15 protein-coding genes and 1 pseudogene are annotated in these 18,661 nt (G+C 69.9%); 5 read left to right on the top strand and 11 right to left on the bottom strand.

What is annotated here, in order from left to right; translation table 11 throughout:
* Nucleotides 1-52 precede the first annotated feature (52 nt).
* Entirely contained in the window at nt 53-2,365 is a 2,313-nt protein-coding gene (locus BST17_RS16135; protein ID WP_083059765.1) for a molybdopterin-dependent oxidoreductase, read from the top strand.
* Here the strand turns inward: BST17_RS16135 and BST17_RS16130 are convergent.
* The 4 genes from BST17_RS16130 to BST17_RS16115 are packed head-to-tail and all read right to left on the bottom strand — an operon-like array spanning nt 2,362 to nt 6,804.
* Complete coding sequence (locus BST17_RS16130) at nt 2,362-2,946, bottom strand: TetR/AcrR family transcriptional regulator (protein WP_083059763.1); 585 nt, start codon at nt 2,944-2,946, stop codon at nt 2,362-2,364. The two genes, BST17_RS16135 and BST17_RS16130, sit on opposite strands and share 4 nt — an antisense overlap.
* A complete protein-coding gene (locus BST17_RS16125) occupies nt 2,943-5,168 on the bottom strand; it encodes an acyl-CoA dehydrogenase family protein (RefSeq protein ID WP_083059762.1) in 2,226 nt (741 codons plus the stop codon). Before BST17_RS16125 ends, BST17_RS16130 begins: the two co-directional genes overlap by 4 nt.
* 11 nt (nt 5,169-5,179) lie before the next feature.
* Nucleotides 5,180-5,596 carry a Zn-ribbon domain-containing OB-fold protein gene (locus BST17_RS16120; protein WP_083059760.1) on the bottom strand — a complete coding sequence of 139 codons (417 nt, stop codon included), beginning with the start codon at nt 5,594-5,596 and terminating at the stop codon, nt 5,180-5,182.
* Nucleotides 5,597-5,598: 2 nt separating this feature from the next.
* Nucleotides 5,599-6,804 carry a thiolase family protein gene (locus BST17_RS16115; protein ID WP_083059759.1) on the bottom strand — a complete coding sequence of 402 codons (1,206 nt, stop codon included), beginning with the start codon at nt 6,802-6,804 and terminating at the stop codon, nt 5,599-5,601.
* 143 nt (nt 6,805-6,947) lie between these two features.
* Here BST17_RS16115 and BST17_RS16110 point away from each other — a divergent pair, with 143 nt between their 5' ends.
* Nucleotides 6,948-8,465, top strand: a complete 1,518-nt coding sequence (locus tag BST17_RS16110; protein ID WP_133053549.1) for a PE-PPE domain-containing protein — start codon at nt 6,948-6,950, stop codon at nt 8,463-8,465.
* 71 nt (nt 8,466-8,536) lie between these two features.
* Here the strand turns inward: BST17_RS16110 and hflX are convergent, their stop codons facing one another.
* The 5 genes and pseudogenes from hflX to BST17_RS16085 all read right to left on the bottom strand — a co-directional run bounded on the left by hflX (nt 8,537) and on the right by BST17_RS16085 (nt 13,344).
* Nucleotides 8,537-9,952, bottom strand: coding sequence for a GTPase HflX (hflX, locus tag BST17_RS16105; protein WP_083059756.1), 1,416 nt, complete (start codon nt 9,950-9,952; stop codon nt 8,537-8,539).
* 45 nt (nt 9,953-9,997) lie between these two features.
* Nucleotides 9,998-10,873, bottom strand: coding sequence for a diaminopimelate epimerase (gene dapF / locus BST17_RS16100; RefSeq protein WP_083059754.1), 876 nt, complete (start codon nt 10,871-10,873; stop codon nt 9,998-10,000).
* Nucleotides 10,870-11,778, bottom strand: a complete 909-nt coding sequence (miaA, locus tag BST17_RS16095; protein ID WP_083059752.1) for a tRNA (adenosine(37)-N6)-dimethylallyltransferase MiaA — start codon at nt 11,776-11,778, stop codon at nt 10,870-10,872. Before miaA ends, dapF begins: the two co-directional genes overlap by 4 nt.
* 4 nt (nt 11,779-11,782) lie before the next feature.
* A pseudogene (locus tag BST17_RS16090) lies at nt 11,783-12,452 on the bottom strand (hypothetical protein).
* A gap of 10 nt (nt 12,453-12,462) precedes the next feature.
* Nucleotides 12,463-13,344, bottom strand: coding sequence for a DMT family transporter (locus tag BST17_RS16085; protein ID WP_083059750.1), 882 nt, complete (start codon nt 13,342-13,344; stop codon nt 12,463-12,465).
* Nucleotides 13,345-13,537: 193 nt separating this feature from the next.
* On the opposite strand from BST17_RS16085, the gene BST17_RS16080 reads away from it, so the two are divergent.
* The gene (locus BST17_RS16080; RefSeq protein ID WP_083059877.1) at nt 13,538-14,893 is read left to right on the top strand and encodes a DUF349 domain-containing protein; all 1,356 of its coding nucleotides are present in this window, start codon (nt 13,538-13,540) and stop codon (nt 14,891-14,893) included.
* Here BST17_RS16080 and BST17_RS16075 read toward each other — a convergent pair.
* Both BST17_RS16075 and miaB read right to left on the bottom strand, forming a co-directional pair.
* Nucleotides 14,890-15,477 (bottom strand): Rv2732c family membrane protein, encoded by a 588-nt coding sequence (locus BST17_RS16075; RefSeq protein ID WP_083059746.1) that lies wholly within the window; start codon nt 15,475-15,477, stop codon nt 14,890-14,892. The genes BST17_RS16080 and BST17_RS16075 overlap by 4 nt on opposite strands.
* Nucleotides 15,465-17,003 (bottom strand): tRNA (N6-isopentenyl adenosine(37)-C2)-methylthiotransferase MiaB, encoded by a 1,539-nt coding sequence (gene miaB, locus BST17_RS16070; RefSeq protein ID WP_083059875.1) that lies wholly within the window; start codon nt 17,001-17,003, stop codon nt 15,465-15,467. The genes BST17_RS16075 and miaB overlap by 13 nt, the downstream gene beginning before the upstream one ends.
* Nucleotides 17,004-17,102: 99 nt before the next feature.
* Here miaB and BST17_RS16065 point away from each other — a divergent pair, with 99 nt between their 5' ends.
* Complete coding sequence (locus tag BST17_RS16065; protein WP_083059744.1) at nt 17,103-17,831, top strand: amino acid ABC transporter ATP-binding protein; 729 nt, start codon at nt 17,103-17,105, stop codon at nt 17,829-17,831.
* Nucleotides 17,832-17,847: 16 nt separating this feature from the next.
* On the top strand, nt 17,848-18,660 hold the full coding sequence (locus BST17_RS16060) for a glutamate ABC transporter substrate-binding protein (RefSeq protein WP_083059742.1): 813 nt from the start codon (nt 17,848-17,850) through the stop codon (nt 18,658-18,660).
* The last annotated feature ends 1 nt before the right edge of the window (nt 18,661 follow it).

Here is an 18,661-nt window from a genome sequence, read left to right as displayed (position 1 = left end):
TACCAACCGGATGGTTGGTCGAGCGCCGCGTGGGCGACCCTAGGATTGACCGGTGTCTGTGTCCCGCAGCAGCCTGGCCCACTGGGGTGCCTTCACCGCCGAGGTGGCCGACGGCAACATCGCCACGGTGACCCCTGCGGCCGGCGACGCCGATCCCTCCCCGCTGCTGGGCAATCTGCCGGGCTCCTTGCGCCACCGGGCGCGCATCGCCGGTCCCGCGGTGCGCGCGGGCTGGTTACGCGACGGACCCGGCCCCAGCGACCGGCGCGGCGCCGACGAGTTCGTCGCGGTCAGCTGGCCCGAGTTGACCGAACTGCTTGCCGCCGAACTGCGCCGCGTCATCGACACCCACGGCAACGAGGCCATCTACGGCGGCTCCTACGGCTGGGCCAGCGCCGGACGCTTCCACCACGCCCAGAGCCAGGTGCACCGCTTCCTCAAACTGCTCGGCGGATACACCTCGTCCCGGCACTCCTACAGTCTGGGCGCCACCGGCGTCATCATGCCGCGGGTGGTCGGCACCCACGACGATCTGTTCAAGCGGTCCACCGCGTGGGACGTCATCGTCGAGCACACCGACCTGCTGGTGGCCTTCGGCGGCCTGGCGCTGAAGAACACCGGCATCAATCACGGTGGTACCACGGCACATCCGGCCCGGGCGGCGCTGCGCGCGCTGCGCGACCGCGGCGGGCAGATCGTGTCGTTCTCACCACTGCGCGAGGACGTCGAGGGTGAATACCAGTGGCATGCACCGGTGCCGGGCACCGACGTCGCCATCATGCTGGGTCTCGCGCACGTGCTGGCCACCGAGGGGCTGGCCGACCGGGCCTTTCTCGACGAGTACTGCATCGGCTATCCGCAGTTCGAGCGCTACCTGTTGGGCACCGATGACGGCGTGCCCAAGTCCGCGCAGTGGGCGGCCGGCATCAGTGGGCTGGCGGCCCGGGACATCACGGCGTTGGCCCGTCGGATGGCCGCCGGGCGCACCCTGGTCACGGTCAGCTGGTCGCTGCAGCGCATCCGGCACGGTGAGCAGGCCCCCTGGATGGGCCTGACGCTGGCCGCCATGCTGGGCCAGATCGGCGTTCCCGGAGGCGGATTCGGCCACGGCTACGGATCGATGAACGAACCCGGCCTGGCGCCGCTGCGACACCGCCTGCCGGTGCTACCGCAGGGGGCCAATCCGGTGCGCACGTTCATCCCGGTCGCGGCGGTCAGCGATATGCTGCTGCACCCGGGGGAACCCTTCGACTACAACGGATCACGGCTGACCTACCCCGACATCCGACTGGTGTACTGGGCCGGCGGCAATCCCTTCCACCACCACCAGAACATCCCGCGACTGCGGCGCGCGCTGGCGAGGCCGGACACCATCGTGGTGCACGATCCGTACTGGACGGCGATGGCCAAGCACGCCGACATCGTGGTGCCCTCGACCACCGCCTACGAGCGCGACGACTATTCGGGCTCCAAGAACGATCCGTTACTCGTCGCGATGCCCGCACTCGCCGCGCCCTACGCCCAATCCCGCGACGATTACACAACCTTCGCCGATCTTGCCGATCGCCTCGGGGTGGGTGAACAATTCACCGAGGGACGTAGCGCCCGGGAATGGTTGGTGCATCTGTACCAGACATGGTCGGCCGAACTGGATTTCGCCGTCCCGGACTTCGACCGGTTCTGGGCCGACGGGCAGCTGCGGTTGCCCACCGAGCCCGGCCTGACACTGCTGGCCGATTTCCGGGCCGATCCGCACACCCACGCCCTGCACACCCCGAGCGGGCGCATCGAGATCTTCTCCGCCGATATCGACGGGTTCGGTTACGCCGACTGCGCAGGCCACCCGGCGTGGTTCGAGCCCACCGAATGGCTCGGTGGCCGGCGCGCGGCCGACTATCCCCTGCACCTGCTGGCCAACCAGCCGACCAGCCGGCTGCACAGTCAGCTCGACACCGGGGCGGTCAGCCAGAAATCCAAGGTGGCCGGCCGCGAACCCATCCGGATGCATCCGCAGGATGCATCCGAGCGCGGACTGTCCGACGGCGATGTCGCGCGGGTGTTCAACGATCGCGGCGCCTGCCTGGCCGGGGTCGTCACCGATACCGGGGTGCGCCCTCGGGTCGTGCAACTGTCCACCGGCGCCTGGTATGACCCGCTGGATCCGGCCGACCCCGATTCGCTGTGCGTGCACGGGAACCCGAATGTGCTCACCGAGGATGTCGGCACCTCGTCGCTGGCGCGTGGCTGCACCGGTGCGCACGTGCTGGTGCAGGTGGAACGGTTCGTCTGGGGCGAGCGCAGCGACGGGGCGGATCCAGGCTCCGTCCCGCCGGTGCGCGCACACGAACCGCCGGTGATCCACTAGCCCTTGCCTTCTCCCGTCGGCAGCCGCGGCGCGATCAGATCGACGAACGCATCCACCACCCGGTAGCTGTCGGCCATCGGTAGGTCCCGCAGGATCGACCCGGACAGCATCGTCGAGATGATGCCCCAGGCCATGATCGCGGTATCGGCGGACTCCTGCTCGCCCAGCGCGGCGAAATCGGCGGCCAGCGTCTGCTGGGCGACGGCGGCGAACCGGTCCATGCAGGCCCGGGCATTGGCATCGGAGGTGTTCTGCAGCAGCATGCACACCTTGAAGAAGGCGGGACGACGTTCGAAGCTGGCGATGATGCCGCGCATCTTCTCGCGGACCTGCGCGGCGGTCGGCGGGGCATCGGCGGTGGCCTCGTCGAACACCGGTTGCGCCCACTCCATCAGCACCGCGGCGTAGACGTGCTCCTTGGAGGTGAAATACCGGTACAGCGTGCCCAGCGCGACATGGGCGGCCTCGGCGACATCACGCATCTGGATCTGCTCGTAGTCTCCGGATTTGAGCAGATCCAGTGCCGCACCGACGATCTGGTCGCGACGCGCCTGCTTGTAGCCGGGCAGCGTCTCGGTCATGCGCGCGGCAGCCCGAGGATCATGGTGGCGATGATGTTGAGCTGGATCTCGATGGTGCCGCCGCCGATCACCTCGGCGGGCATCATTAGGCTGTCGGCCACCGCAGGCTGGTCGGCCCCGCCCACCATCGCCGCGCGCCCGCTGAACGCCAACGCATCGGCGGTCACCCGGCGCACCAGCAGCGCGGTGCCCACCTTGCCGACGCTGGACGCCGGTCCCGGACCGTGCCCGGCGAGCCGGCGCAGCGTGTCCCGGACCGCCAGCGCACCGATGGCGTTGCTGGCGGCCCGCACCCGGCCGAGCGCGTGGCGCACCGCGGTGTCCCCCGGCCCGGCACGTCGGGCCAGGGTGCGCAGTTCACCTTCCTTGTCCAGCTTGACGTACGCGCCGATGGCCACCCGTTCGTTGGCCATCGTCGCCAACGCATGCGACCACCCGGCGGTGGGCTCCCCCACCAGCATGTCGTCGGGCACGAACACATCATCGAAGAACACCTCGTTGAAGTGTTCGTCACCGCTGGCGGTGCGCAACGGCCGCACGGTGATGCCGGGTGTGGTCATGTCGACCAGGAAGTAGCCGATGCCTTTATGTCGTGGAGCGTTCGGGTCCGTTCTGGCGAGCAACGCACCCCAGTCCGCACGCTGGGCCGAGGACGTCCACACCTTCTGCCCGTTGACCCGCCAGCCGCCGTCGACCTTGGTCGCCCTGGTGGCCAGCGCCGCCAGATCCGAGCCGGCGCCCGGCTCGGAGAACAGCTGGCACCAACCGATCTCACCGCGCAGCGTCGGCACGGCGAACCGGTCGCGCTGGGCATCGGTGCCCGCGGCGAGCACCGTGGGCAGGATCCACTGCGCGATGCCCAGCGACGGTCGCACCAGTGTCGGCCGCCGATCGAACTCCTCGTCGATGATGAGCTGCTGGGCCGGGCTGGCATCCAGACCCCACGGGGCCGGCAGGTACGGGGCGACCAGTCCGGCGTCGGCCAGCGCGGTGCGCTGCGGGCCGGTCCAGTATTCGTCATAATCGGGGTTCTGCCGGCCGGGGGCCTCGTTCGTCAGCGCGGCCGCAACATCGAGCTGGGTGGCCACCCCGGCCCGGAAGTCGGCTTCCACGTCGGCCAGCTCGATCGCGAAATCCCTTGCCGGCCAGTCCGGGTCGCCGAGTGTCTGCGCCCACCCGGCGCTGGTGCCCGCGGCCGCGGCCAGGCTGATGGACCGCTTCCAGTACAGGTGCAGGTCGTGCTCCCAGGTGTAGCCGATGGCCCCGAACATCGTCAGCGCGTCGACCACCAATTCCGGCAGCCTGCCGATGGCGGTGATGGCGGCGCCGGCCGCGGCGATGTGGTGTTGCCCGACCGCCTGCTCGGCACCGCGGACGGCATCCCAGGCCGCGGCCGCGGCCAGTTCACTGTCGATGAACAGCAGGGCGGCCTTGTGTTGCAACGCCTGGAACGACCCGATGGGCCGGCCGAACTGTTCGCGCACCTTGAGATAGGCCACGACGTTGTCCACGCACCAGCGCGCGATACCCGCGGCCTCGGCGGCCATCAGGCCGATCGCATGACACCGCGCACGCACCGGATCGATCCCGGTCAGTACCGTGTCGGCGGGTGCGTGCGCTCCCGTACAGGTCAGGGTGCCGACGTCGCGGGTCAGGTCGGTGGGAGCCGCGGCATGCACGGCCACCCCGGGCGCGCCGCGGTGCACGACGCACCAGACCTGTTGGCCGGCATCGGTGTCGGCGGCCACGATGAGGTGCTCGGCGGCGGCGACGCCCAGCTGCGGGCCGGCCGAGCCGTCGAGGCGCCAGCCGTCCCCGTCGGGAACGGCACGCAGGGTGCCGTCGGTGGGCAGCAGCACCGCCGCGGGTGCGCCGGCCGCGGTGGCCCGCTGCAGAGCGCGCGCGGCGGGCTGATCGGGCACATCGGCCAGCACGGCTCCGGCGATGACGGTGGGTAGCAGCGGACCGGGCACCAGGCCATAGCCGGCGGCGTCGATGACACAGGCCGCGTCGGCGAATCCGCCGCCCTGCCCGCCGGCCGCCTCGGGCAGATGCACCGCGTGCAGACCCTGGGCGACCAGGGTCGGCCAGAACGCCGGCAGGGTCCCCCCGGCGAGTGCGTCGAACTGCGAGCGGGTCAGCTCCAGTCCACCGTGGCGGCGGGCGAAACCGGCCATCGCCTCGGTGAGTTGGGTCTGTTCGTCGGTGAGCGCCAGTGCCATCTCGGGGTCCCCTACTCGGCGGCGGTGTAGTGCAGCAGTGTGATGTCGGCACCCTCGGGTTCGGTGAACACCGGCGCCATCGCCATCCCGATCCGCAACCGCGCGGGGTCCACGCCGACGATCTCGGTGGCCAACCGCGGCCCCTCGGTCCACTGCACGACGCCGAGCAGATGCGGTACGGCATCGGCGAACTGCGGGGCCACCGGTCGCTGCGCGACGGCGAAGCTGACCAGCGTTGCCGCACCGGAGATCTGGCGCCACTGCAGGTCGTCGGTCAGGGTGCCCGGTGCGAGTACGCGCGGGTAGAACACGTGGGCGTCCAGCGATGGCGAGTACTGGACCCACACCTCGCGGCGGCGCAGGCCGTCCCAGAACGGTGCCGAGGTGGGTGTGGGCAACGGCAACGGGCGTGCCAGGGCGTCGGTCACGGTCAATCCCCCTCCAGGACGAGTGCCTCTTGCTCACTGAGCACACCACCGTTGCCGGAGACGAAGGCCCGGTTGCAGTCGGCGATCTGGGTGGCCCCGGCGCGGCCCATCAGCTGCCGGGTCGCGTCGCAGACATGATGCAGCCCACCGGCGTTACCGGGCTGACCGTAACCGAGCTGCCCGCCCGCGGTGTTCATCGGGAAGTCGCCGCGGAAGGTCAGGTCATGATCGGTGACGAACTGCATGCCCTTGCCCTTCTCGCAGAATCCGGCGTCCTCCAGGGTCAGCAGTGCGGTGATGGTGTAGCAGTCGTAGATGGAGACCATGTCCATCTCGGCCGGGGTGAGGCCGGCCATGCCGAATGCCGAGCCGGCGACCTCGATCATCGGGGTCTGCAACGGGTCGGCGGCGTAGACCGGGGATTTGTAGGGCACCCGTTCACCGAAGCCCTTGACCCAGACCGGACGGTTGCGGCTTGTGCGGGCGAGGTCGGCGTCGGTGATGAGCACCGCCGATCCGCCCATGCACGGCATAACGATCTCCAGCATGTGCAGTGGCGAGGCGATGATGGGGCTGTTCAGGACGTCGGCGATGGTCAGCGGTTTGTCCCGGAAGACCGCGCCGGGGGTGTGATTGGCGTTGACCCGTTGGTCGACGACGATCTTGGCCATCGCGGTCTCGTCGTATCCGTATGCGGCGGAGTACATCTGGGCCACCTGGGCATACGGCCCGTTCTGGCCGAGGTAACCGTAGGGGATCTCGAACTCGGCCTGCGGGGAGCCGAAGCGGAAGCTGGAGGCGCCGTAGTACAGCGCGTCACCGGGATCATAGGGCCGCTGGGCGGACATCGGGGTGAGGTAGTTGGCCGGGATGGCGCACAGCACGGCCCGGCAGATCCCGAGTTCGATCGCGGCGGCGGCGCGCCACACCATCGCCGCCCCCGAGGCGCCCCCGAGGTCGACCAGCTCGGCGAAGTTCACGTTCAGGCCCAGGTACTCGACGACGGTCGACGGCACGAACAGCTGCGATTCGGCCACCCCGCAGGTGATGAGCCCGTCGACCTGGTCGACGGTCAGGCCCGCGTCGGCGACGGCGGCCGCGGCCAGCCGGGCCCACTGCTCGATGATGAACTCCGGCGTACCGGTCGGCTTCCGCGTCGCGGGTAGCTCGTGATACCCGACGATCGCCGCCTCGCCACGCAAGCCCATGCGCCACTCCCTCCGACGTGGTGTCGGCATCACGATATTAGAATGAGATTCTACTTTCAATATACGGGTTACGCCCCCGTCGACCGGCTCGAGTGCAACGATCCGATAAACGCGACCGCATTCGCCGACTGGAGGGTGAGCTGATGCTCAGACGGCTCGTCACCACGGCGCTGTCGGTTGTGCTCGCGATCTTGGTCTCGCTCGCCTCGACCCTGTCGCTGAGCGCCGCACTGGCCGCCACCGCCCTCATCGTCCCGGGCACCGGGACACCGAATGCCAACATCGTCGGCAAGTACCTGGAAAACGCCAGGGATTACTACATCTCGCCGTTCAATCCGGCCTGCACCGCCCAGAACGACTGCGCGCTGCAGGGAATCGACTACCCGGCGCAGTTCTGGCCGATCCCGCTGCCGGGTTGGGGCGGGCTGACCGGCGACAAGTGGGATGTCTCCACCGGGAAGGGACTGGCCGCCCTCAACGGAGCGCTGGTCGACACGCTGGCACAGAATCCGCCGAACACGCCGGTGATCCTGATGGGCTACTCCCAGGGCGGCAACATCGTCAGCCGGGAGAAGCGCAACCTGGCGGGCCTCCCGAAGGATCAGACCTATCTGAGCTTCGTCATGATCGGAAACTCCAACCGTCCCAACGGCGGGCTGTTCGAACGCCTGGCGTTTCTGGGACACGTGCCGATCCTGGACGCGACCTTCGGACTGCCGGCACCGACGGACACCTGCGATCACATCTGTGCCACCGATATCGCCTTCGAATACGACGGGGTGGCCGACTTTCCGCTGTACCCGGTCAATGCGCTGGCGGTGCTCAATGCGATCGCCGGCTTCTGGTACGTGCACGGCACCTACCTGGCACCCAACGCCAAAAGCGATGTCGGCGAACTGCCCGACGACTACACCCCGGCCGAACTGGCTGCCGAGCTCGCCGACCAGGACAACTGGCAGGAACACGGTGACACCCGCTACGTCACCATCCCCACCCGGACCCTGCCGATCGTGCGCCCGTTCCTGGAGTTCGCCTCCTTCAGCCACACCGAGTTCCTGATCAATCCGATCGTCGCGCTGGTGTCCCCGCTGTTGCGGGTGCTCATCGACACCGGGTACAACCGGTCGCTGAGTTACGGTGCGCCCGCGCCGTTTCGGCTCATCCCCCGGGTGGATCCGGTCACCTTCGCCAAGGATGTGATCGCGGCGATCGACAAGGGCGTGCAGGCCGCGTTCGGCAGGAAGCCCGCACCCGCGCCGGCAGCGACACCGGCAGCGAGCTCGCCGCAGCAGATCACCGCGACCTCGGAGGAACCGGCGGAGGGCCTGGCGCCGTCGACACAAGCCCGGCAGCGGCCGGCCCTGATGCACGGGCCCACCGGCGCCGAGGTGCTCGAGTTGTCGCGCACCCCGCACCGTGGCCCGGCGACGGAAACCCTCGACGGGGACACCACAGCTGGAGACACCACCGACGAGACGACCGGTGAGACCGCGGGTGACGAGCAGCTGAGCACCGACGATGACACGACCGGGGATCCCGGCACCGACGCGTCAGCGGACTCCGACGCGGAGGTCGGAGCCGATGACACCGAGGACGCCGCCGACACCGAGGTCGCCACCCACTCCGATCCGCCGCCGGCCGACGACGCCGCGGCCGCCTGACCCGCGGGCAGGCGCACCGGCCAGGGAACCGCGGGGGATTCCGCTGACCGGATGCGCCTGCCCGTGTCCGACTACCAGTTGCTGAACTCGCTCAGCGCCGCGGCGAGCGGAACCGGAACGCGCGCAGCGATCCTGGTACCCGCCTCGGTGTGCTCGGTGGTCTCGATGCGTCCCTCGGCGTGCACCCTGGCGACCAGATCACCGCGGTCATAGGGCAGGGTGACGTCGACGAAGGCGTCGGTCGGTTCGACCAGCTCGGCCATCCGGGTCCGCAGCTGCGCCAGACCCTCACCGGTGTGCGCCGAGACGAACACCGCATCGGGCAGGGCGCGCCGCAACTGGGCCAGCGCCAGATCGCCGGCGGCGTCGATCTTGTTGACCACCAACAGTTCCGGCGGCGGGGCGATGCCGTACTCGGTGACGACGTCGTTGATCACCTGGCGGACCGCAGTGATCTGCGCCAGCGGCGTGGCATCGGACCCGTCGACGACGTGGATCAGCAGTTCGGCGTCGGCGACCTCCTCCAGCGTCGAGCGGAACGCCTCGACGAGCTGGGTGGGCAGGTGGCGGACGAACCCGACGGTATCGGTGAGCACGAAACCGCGGCCGTCCTCGAATTCCCCCCGGCGGGTGGTGGGTTCCAGGGTGGCGAACAAAGCGTTCTCGACCAGCACACCCGCGCCGGTGAGGGCGTTGAGCAGGCTGGACTTGCCGGCATTGGTGTAGCCGACGATCGCCAGCGCCGCGAGGTCGCTGCGCCGTCTGCTCCCCCGTTGCGTGTCGCGGATCTTCTTCATCTCGCGAATCTCGCGGCGCAGCTTGGACATCCGCTCGCGGATGCGCCGACGGTCGGTCTCGATCTTGGTTTCACCGGGGCCGCGGGTACCCACGCCACCGCCGGCGCCACCGGCCCGGCCACCGGCCTGCCGGGACATCGACTCACCCCAACCGCGCAGCCGCGGCAGCATGTACTCCATCTGCGCCAGTGACACCTGCGCCTTGCCTTCGCGGCTGGTTGCGTGCTGGGCGAAGATGTCCAGGATCAGCGCGGTGCGGTCGATCACCTTGACCTTGACCGCCTTCTCCAGGGCGTTGAGCTGGGCCGGGCTCAGCTCACCATCGCAGATGACGGTATCCGCGCCGGTGGCGGTCACGATCTCGCGCAGTTCGATGGCCTTGCCGGAGCCGATGTAGGTGGACGCGTCGGGTTTGTCGCGTCGCTGCACGACACCCTCGAGGACCTCCGAACCGGCGGTCTCGGCGAGCGCGGCCAGCTCGGCCATGCTGGCGTCCACATCGGCGGCGCTGCCCCCGGTCCACACCCCGACCAGGACCACCCGCTCCAGGCGCAGCTGGCGGTATTCGACCTCGGAGATGTCGGTGAGTTCGGTCGACAGCCCGGCCACGCGCCGTAGCGCGGCGCGGTCCTCAAGGGCGAGTTCACCGGTGCTCGGCACCGGGGTGGGCGTGAATTCGGATTCAGTCATATGTGCTTTCGATGGTGACATGCCGCGCGGGCAGCACGCATGTGATTATTCGCCCGTGTACTCGCCGTATGCGACGAGGACCGACGGGCCGCGCAGGTAACTGGTGGCCTCGGTGATGGTGACCGCGACCTCGCCGCCGGGCACGCGCACCCGCAACTCGCCGGTGTCCTGGCCCAGGTCGATCAGGGCCGCCAGCGCCGCGGCCACGGTTCCCGTTCCACACGAACGGGTTTCGCCGACACCGCGTTCGTGGACGCGCATGTCGACCGCTCCCGATTCGGCCCGGGTGAGCACCTCGACATTGACGCCCTCGGGGAACTGGGCGGTGTCGAAGGTGACCGGTGCGGCCACATCGAGGGCGGCCAGCGCCGCGGCGCTCAGGTCGGTGACACAGGCCAGGTGCGGATTGCCCACGTCGACACCGAGACCGTCGAAGGAGCGCCCACCGACGACGGCGGAGCCGGCGCCCAGCCGACCGGCCTTGCCCATGTCGACGGTCACCTCGACCCGGGTGCGGTCGGCCGGGTCGAATCCGTGCACCACAACCGGACGCGGGCCGGCCAGCGAGCCGACCACGAACTCGTCGCGGTGCTCCAGCCCGGAGGCGCGCAGGTAGTGGGCGAAGACCCGGACCCCGTTACCGCACATCTGGGCGATCGAACCGTCGGCGTTGCGGTAGTCCATGTACCAGTCGGCCCCGGCCACCCCCTCGGGCAGCGCAGCGAAGACACCGGCGGCCTGCGCGGCCGCCGCCGTGGTGACCCGCAGCACCCCGTCGGCCCCCAGGCCCCGGCGCCGGTCGCACAACGCGGCAACCCACTCGGGCGTCAGCGCGAGTTCGGCATCGAGGTCGGGCAGCACGACGAAGTCGTTCTGTGTGCCGTGTCCCTTGCAGAAGCGGAGGCCGTGGGCGGGAGTCACCTGTCCAGGATACTCAGCGCGGCCCCGGTCAGATCGCTGCGCGAGGCGTCCAGCCAGTGCACCCGGTGGTCGCGACGGAACCAGGACCGCTGCCGGCGCACGTAGCGGCGGGTGCCCAGGAAGGTGGACTCACGGGCCGCGTCGAAGCCCGGATCATCACCGGCGTCCAACGCGGCCAGCACCTGGGCATAACCGATGGCCCGGGCGGCGGTCACCCCGTCGCGCAGACCGCGCTCGATCAGCGCCGACACCTCGGTGACCAGCCCGTCGGCGAACATGGTGTCGGTGCGCAGCCGCAGCCGCTCGTCCAGCGCGGCGGTGTCGGTGTCCAATCCGATGATCTCGGTCCCCCAGCGCGGGTTGCCGATCCGCGGGGCCGATGCGGCGAACGGCTCACCGGTGAGCTCCACGACCTCCAGCGCCCGCACGATGCGTCGCCCGTCGGTGTCGAGGATGGCCGCACCGGCGGCCGGGTCGACACGGGTCAGCTCGGCGTGCAGCGCCGCCACCCCGACCTCGGCGAGACGAGCTTCCCACCGGGCCCGCACCGCCGGGTCGGTGTCCGGGAACGACCACTGGTCAAGCAGCGACTGGATGTAGAGCATCGAGCCGCCGACGATCACCGGGACCGCGCCGCGCGCCATGATGGCCTCGATATCTGCCGCCGCGCTGTGCTGGTAGCTGGCCACCGAAGCGTTCTCGGTGACCTCGAGAACGTCGAGCTGGTGGTGCACGATGCCCTGTCGCTGGTCCGGCGGAAGTTTCGCGGTGCCGATGTCCATCCCGCGGTAGAGCTGCATGGCATCGGCGTTGACGATCTCGCCGCCGAGCCGCTGGGCCAAGGCCAGCGCCAACGCGGACTTGCCGGTGCCGGTCGGACCGATGACGGCGACCGGTCGGATCATCGGCTCATACCTGCCACGTTCCTGCGAAGTAGCCGACGCCGTAGGGGGCACCGCGGTAGAGCTCGGTCGCCGACACCGGCGCCGATCCGATCAGATCCGCCAGCACCCGGTAGGCGTCCCGGCCCACCGCACCGGCGGCGGCGCGGGCCAGCCCCCGCGGTGTCCCCCGCGGCCAGCGCGTCGTCGAGCGCGGCCTGCGCGGGCACCGAGTCCGGATCGAACCCGCCGGGGGCGGCGGCGGTCAGGGTGTGGGCGCCATCGGCGACCACGAGCAGCCCGACCGGGTCGGGCGCGGCGTCGATCGCCGCGCGCAGCCGGGCCGCATCTGCGGTGTCCGGGCCGACGATGTGCACCTCGGCAGCGGTGTCCGGGGCCACCTGCCCGCGCACCCAGCCGGTGATCAGGGCGGCCAGCGGGAGCTCGGCCACCGGCTCGCGCGATCCCGGCGACAGCGCGACGCGGATATCGGCGCCGTAGCCGGCGAGCGTGCCCACCGCACGGTGGTCGATGACGGCCTCGGCGTCGCCGGCGCCGACCGCGATCCAGCGCGGTGGCAACGCGGCGGCCGCGGCCAGCACGGCGGCGCGCAGATCGGTGACCTCCGCCGCCGCCGCTCCGGCCAGTTCCGGCACCAGGATCGGCGCCGACGGGATCAAGGCAATGGCCGTCAACACGCCCCTCACGCTAGCGTCCCGCCGAAACCTCACCGTCGGCCCAGCCCGCCTCGCCACGGGCCAGCGCGGCGGTGGCGAGCACCATCACGCTGACCGCCGCCACCAGGGTGATCCAGCCCGCCTCACCGGGACGCAACGTCTCCCCGAGCACCACCACACCGAGCGCGGAGGCCACCACCGGTTCGGTCACGGTCATCGTCGGCAGCGACGCGGTCAGCGCACCGGCCCGGAACGCGGCCTGCTGATATCCGGTGCCGGCCACCGCCACCAGTGCCCAGGCGTAGAGCTCCGGGGTGCGCAGCAGCTCCCAAAAGCCGTCGCCGAGCCGGTCCACCACGGCCTTGGTGAGGATCGCGAACACACCCCACAACGCGCCCGACACGATCGCCAGCAGGATCGCCCCGAGCGGTCGGCCCGACCAGATCCGGGCCCCGACGATGCACAGCACCAGCGCCGGGCCCAGCACCGCGCCGACGGCCAGCCAGACCTCCGAACCCGCCCGGGCCTGGCCGGCCGTCGGGTTGCCGACGGTGACGATCACGGCCACCGACACCGCCAGCAGGACCGCCCAGGTCCACTCGAACCGGCTCACCCGGTGGTGGTTGGCGCGGGCGTTGAGCGGCAACGCGAACAGCAGCGAGGTGACCAGCAGCGCCTGCACCAGCAGCACCGAGCCCAGACCCAGCGCGGCGGCCTGCAGGCCGAAGCCGACCGCGGAGACCAGGCTGCCGATCCACCAGGCGCGGTCGCGCAACAGCCGAAGGAACAGCGTCAGATGGCTGACGTCCTCGTCGGTGACCTCGTGGGCCGAGCGCTGATGGATGACATCGCCGATGGCGATGAACAGCGCGGCGCCCAGCGCCAGCAGCGCGGCGATGTCCGCCTTGTCCAACGGGTCCTCCTCGGGGCTCCGGGTCCTGAGGGTGCCGGTAAACCCGTTCGGATCGCAACCGCAGAACGCGCACGCATCGCGAAGCTGCGCGCACGACGGGGATCGACCTGCTTGAATAGCCCTCGGAAGCATTGAGGCGCCGCGTCGCGCGGCAGGTGCGTGGGTCAGACCATGCGGGAGTGCGAGGAAGATGATGACAACCAGCGATTCAGATTCGGGCGAGACCGTGGCGGCTGCGGCACCCACGCCGGCGCCCAAACCCGTTCCTCGTCCCGGACCGCGGCCCGCACCCCATCCCCGACCCGCGGCCGCCGCGGCCGCGCCCGTCGTCCCGCCATCGGTCGACCCGCACCGGTTCGGCCGCGTCGAAGCCGACGGCACGGTCGTGCTCATCACCTCGGCCGGGGAACGGGTCATCGGGTCGTGGCAGGCCGGAGACGCCGAGGCGGCCTTCTCCCATTTCGGCCGCCGCTACGACGACCTGAACACCGAGGTGGCGCTGCTGGAGACCCGGCTGGCCGCCGGCACCGGAGATGCCCGCAAGATCAAGTCGGCCGCCGCGGCTCTGCTGGAGACGCTGCCCACCGCCGCGGTGCTCGGTGATGTGGACGCCGTGGCGTCCCGGCTGACCGGCATCGTCGAACACGCCGATGGGGCTGCCGCCGAGGAGCGGGCGCGCCGCGACGAGCACCGCGCCGCACAGACCGCACGCAAGGAGGCGTTGGCCGCCGAGGCCGAGGAGATCGCCAACGCGACCGGCCAGTGGAAGGCCGCCGGGGACCGGCTGCGCGCGATCCTCGACGAGTGGCGCACCATCACCGGCCTGGACCGCAAGACCGACGACGCGCTGTGGAAGCGCTATTCGGCGGCGCGCGAGGCGTTCAACCGGCGCCGCGGCTCGCACTTCGCCGAACTCGACCGGGAACGGGTCGGGGCCCGGCAGGCCAAGGAAGCGCTGTGTGAGCGGGCCGAGAAGCTCAGCGACTCGACCGATTGGGCGGCGACCGCGGCGACGTTCCGCGACCTGCTGGCGCAGTGGAAGGCGGCCGGCCGCGCGGCCAAGGACGTCGACGACGCCCTGTGGGCCCGGTTCAAGGCCGCCCAGGACACCTTCTTCGCCGCCCGCAACGCCGTCAACGCCGAACGTGACGCCGAGTTCACCGCGAATGCGGAGGCCAAGGAGAAGCTGCTGGCCGAGGCCGAGCGCATCGACACCTCCGACCCCAAGGCCGCCCAGACCGCGTTGCGGACCATCGGTGACAAATGGGACGCCATCGGCAAGGTGCCGCGCGAGCGGTCTGCCGACCTGGAGCGCCGGCTGCGCGCGGTCGAGAAGAAGGTCCGCGACGCGCAGACCGTCGATCACACCGACGCCGAGGCCCAGGCCCGTGCCGACCAGTTCCGGGAGCGCGCCGAGCAGTTCGAGCGCCAGGCCGAGAAGGCCGAGGCGGCGGGCAAGACCAAGGATGCCGAGAAGGCCCGGGCCAGTGCCGCGCAATGGCGGGAGTGGGCCGGGACGGCCGCCGAGGCCGTCACCAAGAAGCGCTAGCTCGGGCCGTCCGGGTTCGGCTCGTCGAGCAGTGACCTGCGCTGCTGCACGGCGATGGCCCGGCGGCGCTCCTCTTCGGCGCTGAGGTGCACCGCGGTGCGGGTCCAGACCACCCGGGCCCAGTGGAACGCCAGTACCAGGACGGCGATCCAGGCGATCACCAGACCGATCCCCGGCCCGGGCAGATCGGCGCCGGCGGTCTGGCGCGACCACACCGCGAGCATCCCGGCCGGGCAGGCCACCGTGGTACCGGCCAGTGCGATCCAGGCCAACGTCCAGCGCCGGGTCAGCAGCGCCAGGATGGAGAAGCCGACGCCGAACACCAGTGCCAGCCAGACGAATACGCGCGAGGGCAATGACAACCCGGCGCTGTGCGCGGCGTCACTGGCCACCAGGATGTCCAGGCCGCGGGCGGATCCGGTGTGCGGCAGCACGAACGTGCCGAGCAGCACGAAGACGCAGACCGCCACCACCAGGGCCCGGGCGCCGGGGTCGATCTCGGAGGCCACCCGCCGTTCGGCGGCCTCCAGGTCGTCCTTGAAGTCCTCGAAACCGGCCGAATTCTTCTCACTCACAATGCGCATCCAGACGTCGAACAATCGGTGGTGGCGGTGGCCGGCGGCGCGCCGATACCCGGCATGCCCAGACCGACCCCGGTCACCGGTCGCCGACCGGCGGCGTGGGCGTCGCCGGCGCGGGTGCGCCGATGGGTGCGCACCGGACCGTCGGCGACCAGGAAGTGCGGGGCCGCGCGGGTGACCGTGGTGGTGACGATGTCGCCGGGCCGGATGTCGGCGCCGCCGGCATCGAAGTGCACCAGCCGGCCGTCGCGGGCACGGCCGGACAACCGCGCGGTGGCCGCATCCTTGCGGCCCTCACCGGCGGCCACCAGCAACTCGACCTCGCGGCCGACCTGGGCCTTGTTCTCGTCCCAGGAGATCTGCTCCTGCAGGGCGATGAGCCGTTGATACCGTTCGCCGACAACCTCTTTGGGCAGCTGGTCGGCAAGCTCGGCGGCCGGGGTGCCGGGCCGCTTGGAGTATTGGAACGTGAAGGCACTGGCGAACCTCGCCCGGGCCACCACATCCAGGGTGGCCTGGAAGTCCTCCTCGGTCTCCCCGGGGAAGCCGACGATGATGTCGGTGGTGATGGCGGCGTGCGGAATCGCCGCGCGGACACGGTCGATGATGCCGAGGAACTTCTCGGCACGGTAGGACCGCCGCATCGCCTTGAGGATGCGGTCGGATCCGGACTGCAGCGGCATGTGCAGCGTCGGGCACACATTGGGTGTGGCGGCCATCGCCTCGATGACGTCATCGGTGAATTCGGCCGGGTGCGGTGAGGTGAACCGCACTCGCTCCAGGCCGGCGATACCGCCGCAGGCGCGCAGCAGTTCGGCGAAGGCACCGCGGTTGCGGGGAACATCGGGGTCGGCAAAGGACACGCCGTAGGCGTTCACGTTCTGACCCAACAGGGTGACCTCGAGCACACCCTGGTCGACCAGTGTCGTCACCTCGGCCAGGATGTCGCCGGGCCGGCGGTCGACCTCCTTGCCGCGCAGCGCGGGCACGATGCAGAACGTGCAGGTGTTGTTGCAGCCGACGGATATGGAAACCCATGCCGCGTAAGCCGATTCGCGGGCGGCCGGCAGGGCCGACGGGAATTCCTGTAGCGCTTCGGCAATCTCGACCTGCGCGACACGCTGGTGCCGGGCGCGTTCGAGCAGCACCGGCAGCGAACCGATGTTGTGGGTGCCGAACACCACATCCACCCACGGCGCCTTCGTCAGGACGGTGTCGCGGTCCTTCTGGGCCAAACATCCCCCGACCGCGATCTGCATGTTCGGGTCGCCGGCCTTGCGCGGGGCCAGGTGACTGAGGTTGCCGTAGAGCTTGTTGTCGGCGTTCTCCCGGACCGCGCAGGTGTTGAACACCACGATGTCGGCGTCCTGACCGTCGGCGGCGCGCGCGTACCCGGCGGCCTCCAGCAGGCCCGACAACCGCTCGGAGTCGTGCACGTTCATCTGGCAGCCATAGGTGCGCACCTGATAGGTGCGCACGGCGACGCCGGCGGGTGTCTCGCTATCCGCCCGTACGTCGGCAGCAACCATGGAACTCACGACGTTCATGTTACGGGGGTGTCGATACGCCCCATCCTGAGCGTTCCCTGGGTAGGGTCAGAGCCCATGACCACCGCGGCTTCGGTCCCGATGATCTCGCTACAGGCTGTCAACAAGCATTTCGGCGATCTGCACGTGCTCAAGGACATCAACCTCGATGTCCCGCGCGGACAGGTCGTCGTGGTGCTCGGCCCGTCGGGTTCGGGCAAATCCACCTTGTGCCGCACCATCAATCGGCTCGAGCCGATCGATGAGGGCACCATCACCATCGACGGCGAGGTGCTGCCCGAAGAGGGCCGCAAACTGGCTCAGTTGCGCTCCGACGTCGGCATGGTGTTCCAGTCGTTCAACCTGTTCGCGCACAAGACGATCATCGAGAACGTCATGCTCGCACCCGTCAAGGTGCGAAAGCTGGGCAAGGACAAGGCCCGCACCGAGGGGATGGCACTGCTGGACCGGGTCGGCATCGCCAACCAGGCCGACAAGTACCCCGCCCAGCTGTCCGGCGGGCAGCAGCAGCGGGTGGCGATCGCCCGCTCGCTGGCGATGAGCCCGAAGGTCATGCTGTTCGACGAACCCACCAGCGCGCTGGATCCGGAGATGATCAAAGAGGTGCTGGCCGTCATGACCGATCTGGCCACCGATGGCATGACGATGCTGGTGGTCACCCACGAGATGGGTTTCGCGCGCCGCGCCTCACAGCGGGTGGTGTTCATGGCCGACGGTGCGATCGTCGAGGACGCCGCGCCCGAGGAGTTCTTCAGCAATCCGAAATCCGACCGTGCCAAGGACTTCCTCGGCAAGATTCTCAACCACTGAATCGAAGGAGCACGCGATGTCATTTCGAGTTCGGGTGGCTGCCGCGGCCGTACTGGCCGCCGCGCTGCCGCTGTCCCTGGCCGCCTGTGGTGGCGGATCCGGAGGCGACGAGAACAAGGTCGTCATCGGCACCAAGTTCGACCAGCCCGGCCTGGGCCTGAAGAATCCGGACGGCTCGATGAGTGGCTTCGACGTCGATGTCGCGACGTATGTCGCCGAGCAGCTGGGCTACACCCCCGACCAGATCGAATGGAAGGAGGCGCCGTCCGGCCAGCGCGAGACGCTGATCCAGAACGGCCAGGTGGACTTCATCGCCGCGACCTACTCAATCACCGATGCCCGCAAGGAAAAGGTCAGCTTCGCGGGGCCGTACCTGGTCACCGGCCAGAGTCTGCTGGTGCGTGCCGACAACAGCGATATCGTCGGCGCCGAGTCGTTGGAGAACAACAAGAAGCTGTGTTCGGTCACCGGGTCCACGCCGGCCCAGCGCATCAAGGACAAGTACCCCGGGGTGCAGTTGCAGCAGTACGACACCTATTCGGCGTGCGTGGAGGCGCTCAAGAGCGGGGCGATCGACGCGGTGACCACCGACGAGGTCATCCTGGCGGGGTACGCCGCGCAGGATCCCGGCACCTTCAAGCTCGTCGGTGAGCCGTTCTCCGAGGAGAACTACGGCATCGGCCTGAAGAAGGACGACTCCGAGCTGCAGACCAAGATCAACGATGCCATCACCAAGATGGAGACAGAGGGCGCGTGGGCGGCGGCGTTCGAGAAGAACCTCGGCCCGGCCGGCATCGCCACCCCTGAGCCGCCCGCCATCGCGAAGTAGG

The organism is Mycolicibacterium bacteremicum (assembly GCF_002086115.1).
Lineage (GTDB): Bacteria > Actinomycetota > Actinomycetes > Mycobacteriales > Mycobacteriaceae > Mycobacterium > Mycobacterium bacteremicum.
The sequence above is the reverse complement of the archived record's forward strand: the minus strand, read 5'-3'. Positions and strand labels throughout refer to the sequence as shown.

What these genes read in the sequence shown, in the direction of transcription:
- miaA (WP_083059752.1), bottom strand. Translation starts at nt 11,778, where the DNA reads ATGATCCGACCGGTCGCCGTCATCGGTCCGACCGGCACCGGCAAGTCC.
- BST17_RS16115 (WP_083059759.1), bottom strand. Translation starts at nt 6,804, where the DNA reads ATGGGCTTGCGTGGCGAGGCGGCGATCGTCGGGTATCACGAGCTACCC.
- BST17_RS16125 (WP_083059762.1), bottom strand. Translation starts at nt 5,168, where the DNA reads ATGGCACTGGCGCTCACCGACGAACAGACCCAACTCACCGAGGCGATG.
- BST17_RS16065 (WP_083059744.1), top strand. Translation starts at nt 17,103, where the DNA reads ATGATCTCGCTACAGGCTGTCAACAAGCATTTCGGCGATCTGCACGTG.
- BST17_RS16080 (WP_083059877.1), top strand. Translation starts at nt 13,538, where the DNA reads ATGACAACCAGCGATTCAGATTCGGGCGAGACCGTGGCGGCTGCGGCA.
- BST17_RS16075 (WP_083059746.1), bottom strand. Translation starts at nt 15,477, where the DNA reads ATGCGCATTGTGAGTGAGAAGAATTCGGCCGGTTTCGAGGACTTCAAG.
- BST17_RS16110 (WP_133053549.1), top strand. Translation starts at nt 6,948, where the DNA reads ATGCTCAGACGGCTCGTCACCACGGCGCTGTCGGTTGTGCTCGCGATC.
- miaB (WP_083059875.1), bottom strand. Translation starts at nt 17,003, where the DNA reads ATGGTTGCTGCCGACGTACGGGCGGATAGCGAGACACCCGCCGGCGTC.
- BST17_RS16130 (WP_083059763.1), bottom strand. Translation starts at nt 2,946, where the DNA reads ATGACCGAGACGCTGCCCGGCTACAAGCAGGCGCGTCGCGACCAGATC.
- hflX (WP_083059756.1), bottom strand. Translation starts at nt 9,952, where the DNA reads ATGACTGAATCCGAATTCACGCCCACCCCGGTGCCGAGCACCGGTGAA.
- BST17_RS16060 (WP_083059742.1), top strand. Translation starts at nt 17,848, where the DNA reads ATGTCATTTCGAGTTCGGGTGGCTGCCGCGGCCGTACTGGCCGCCGCG.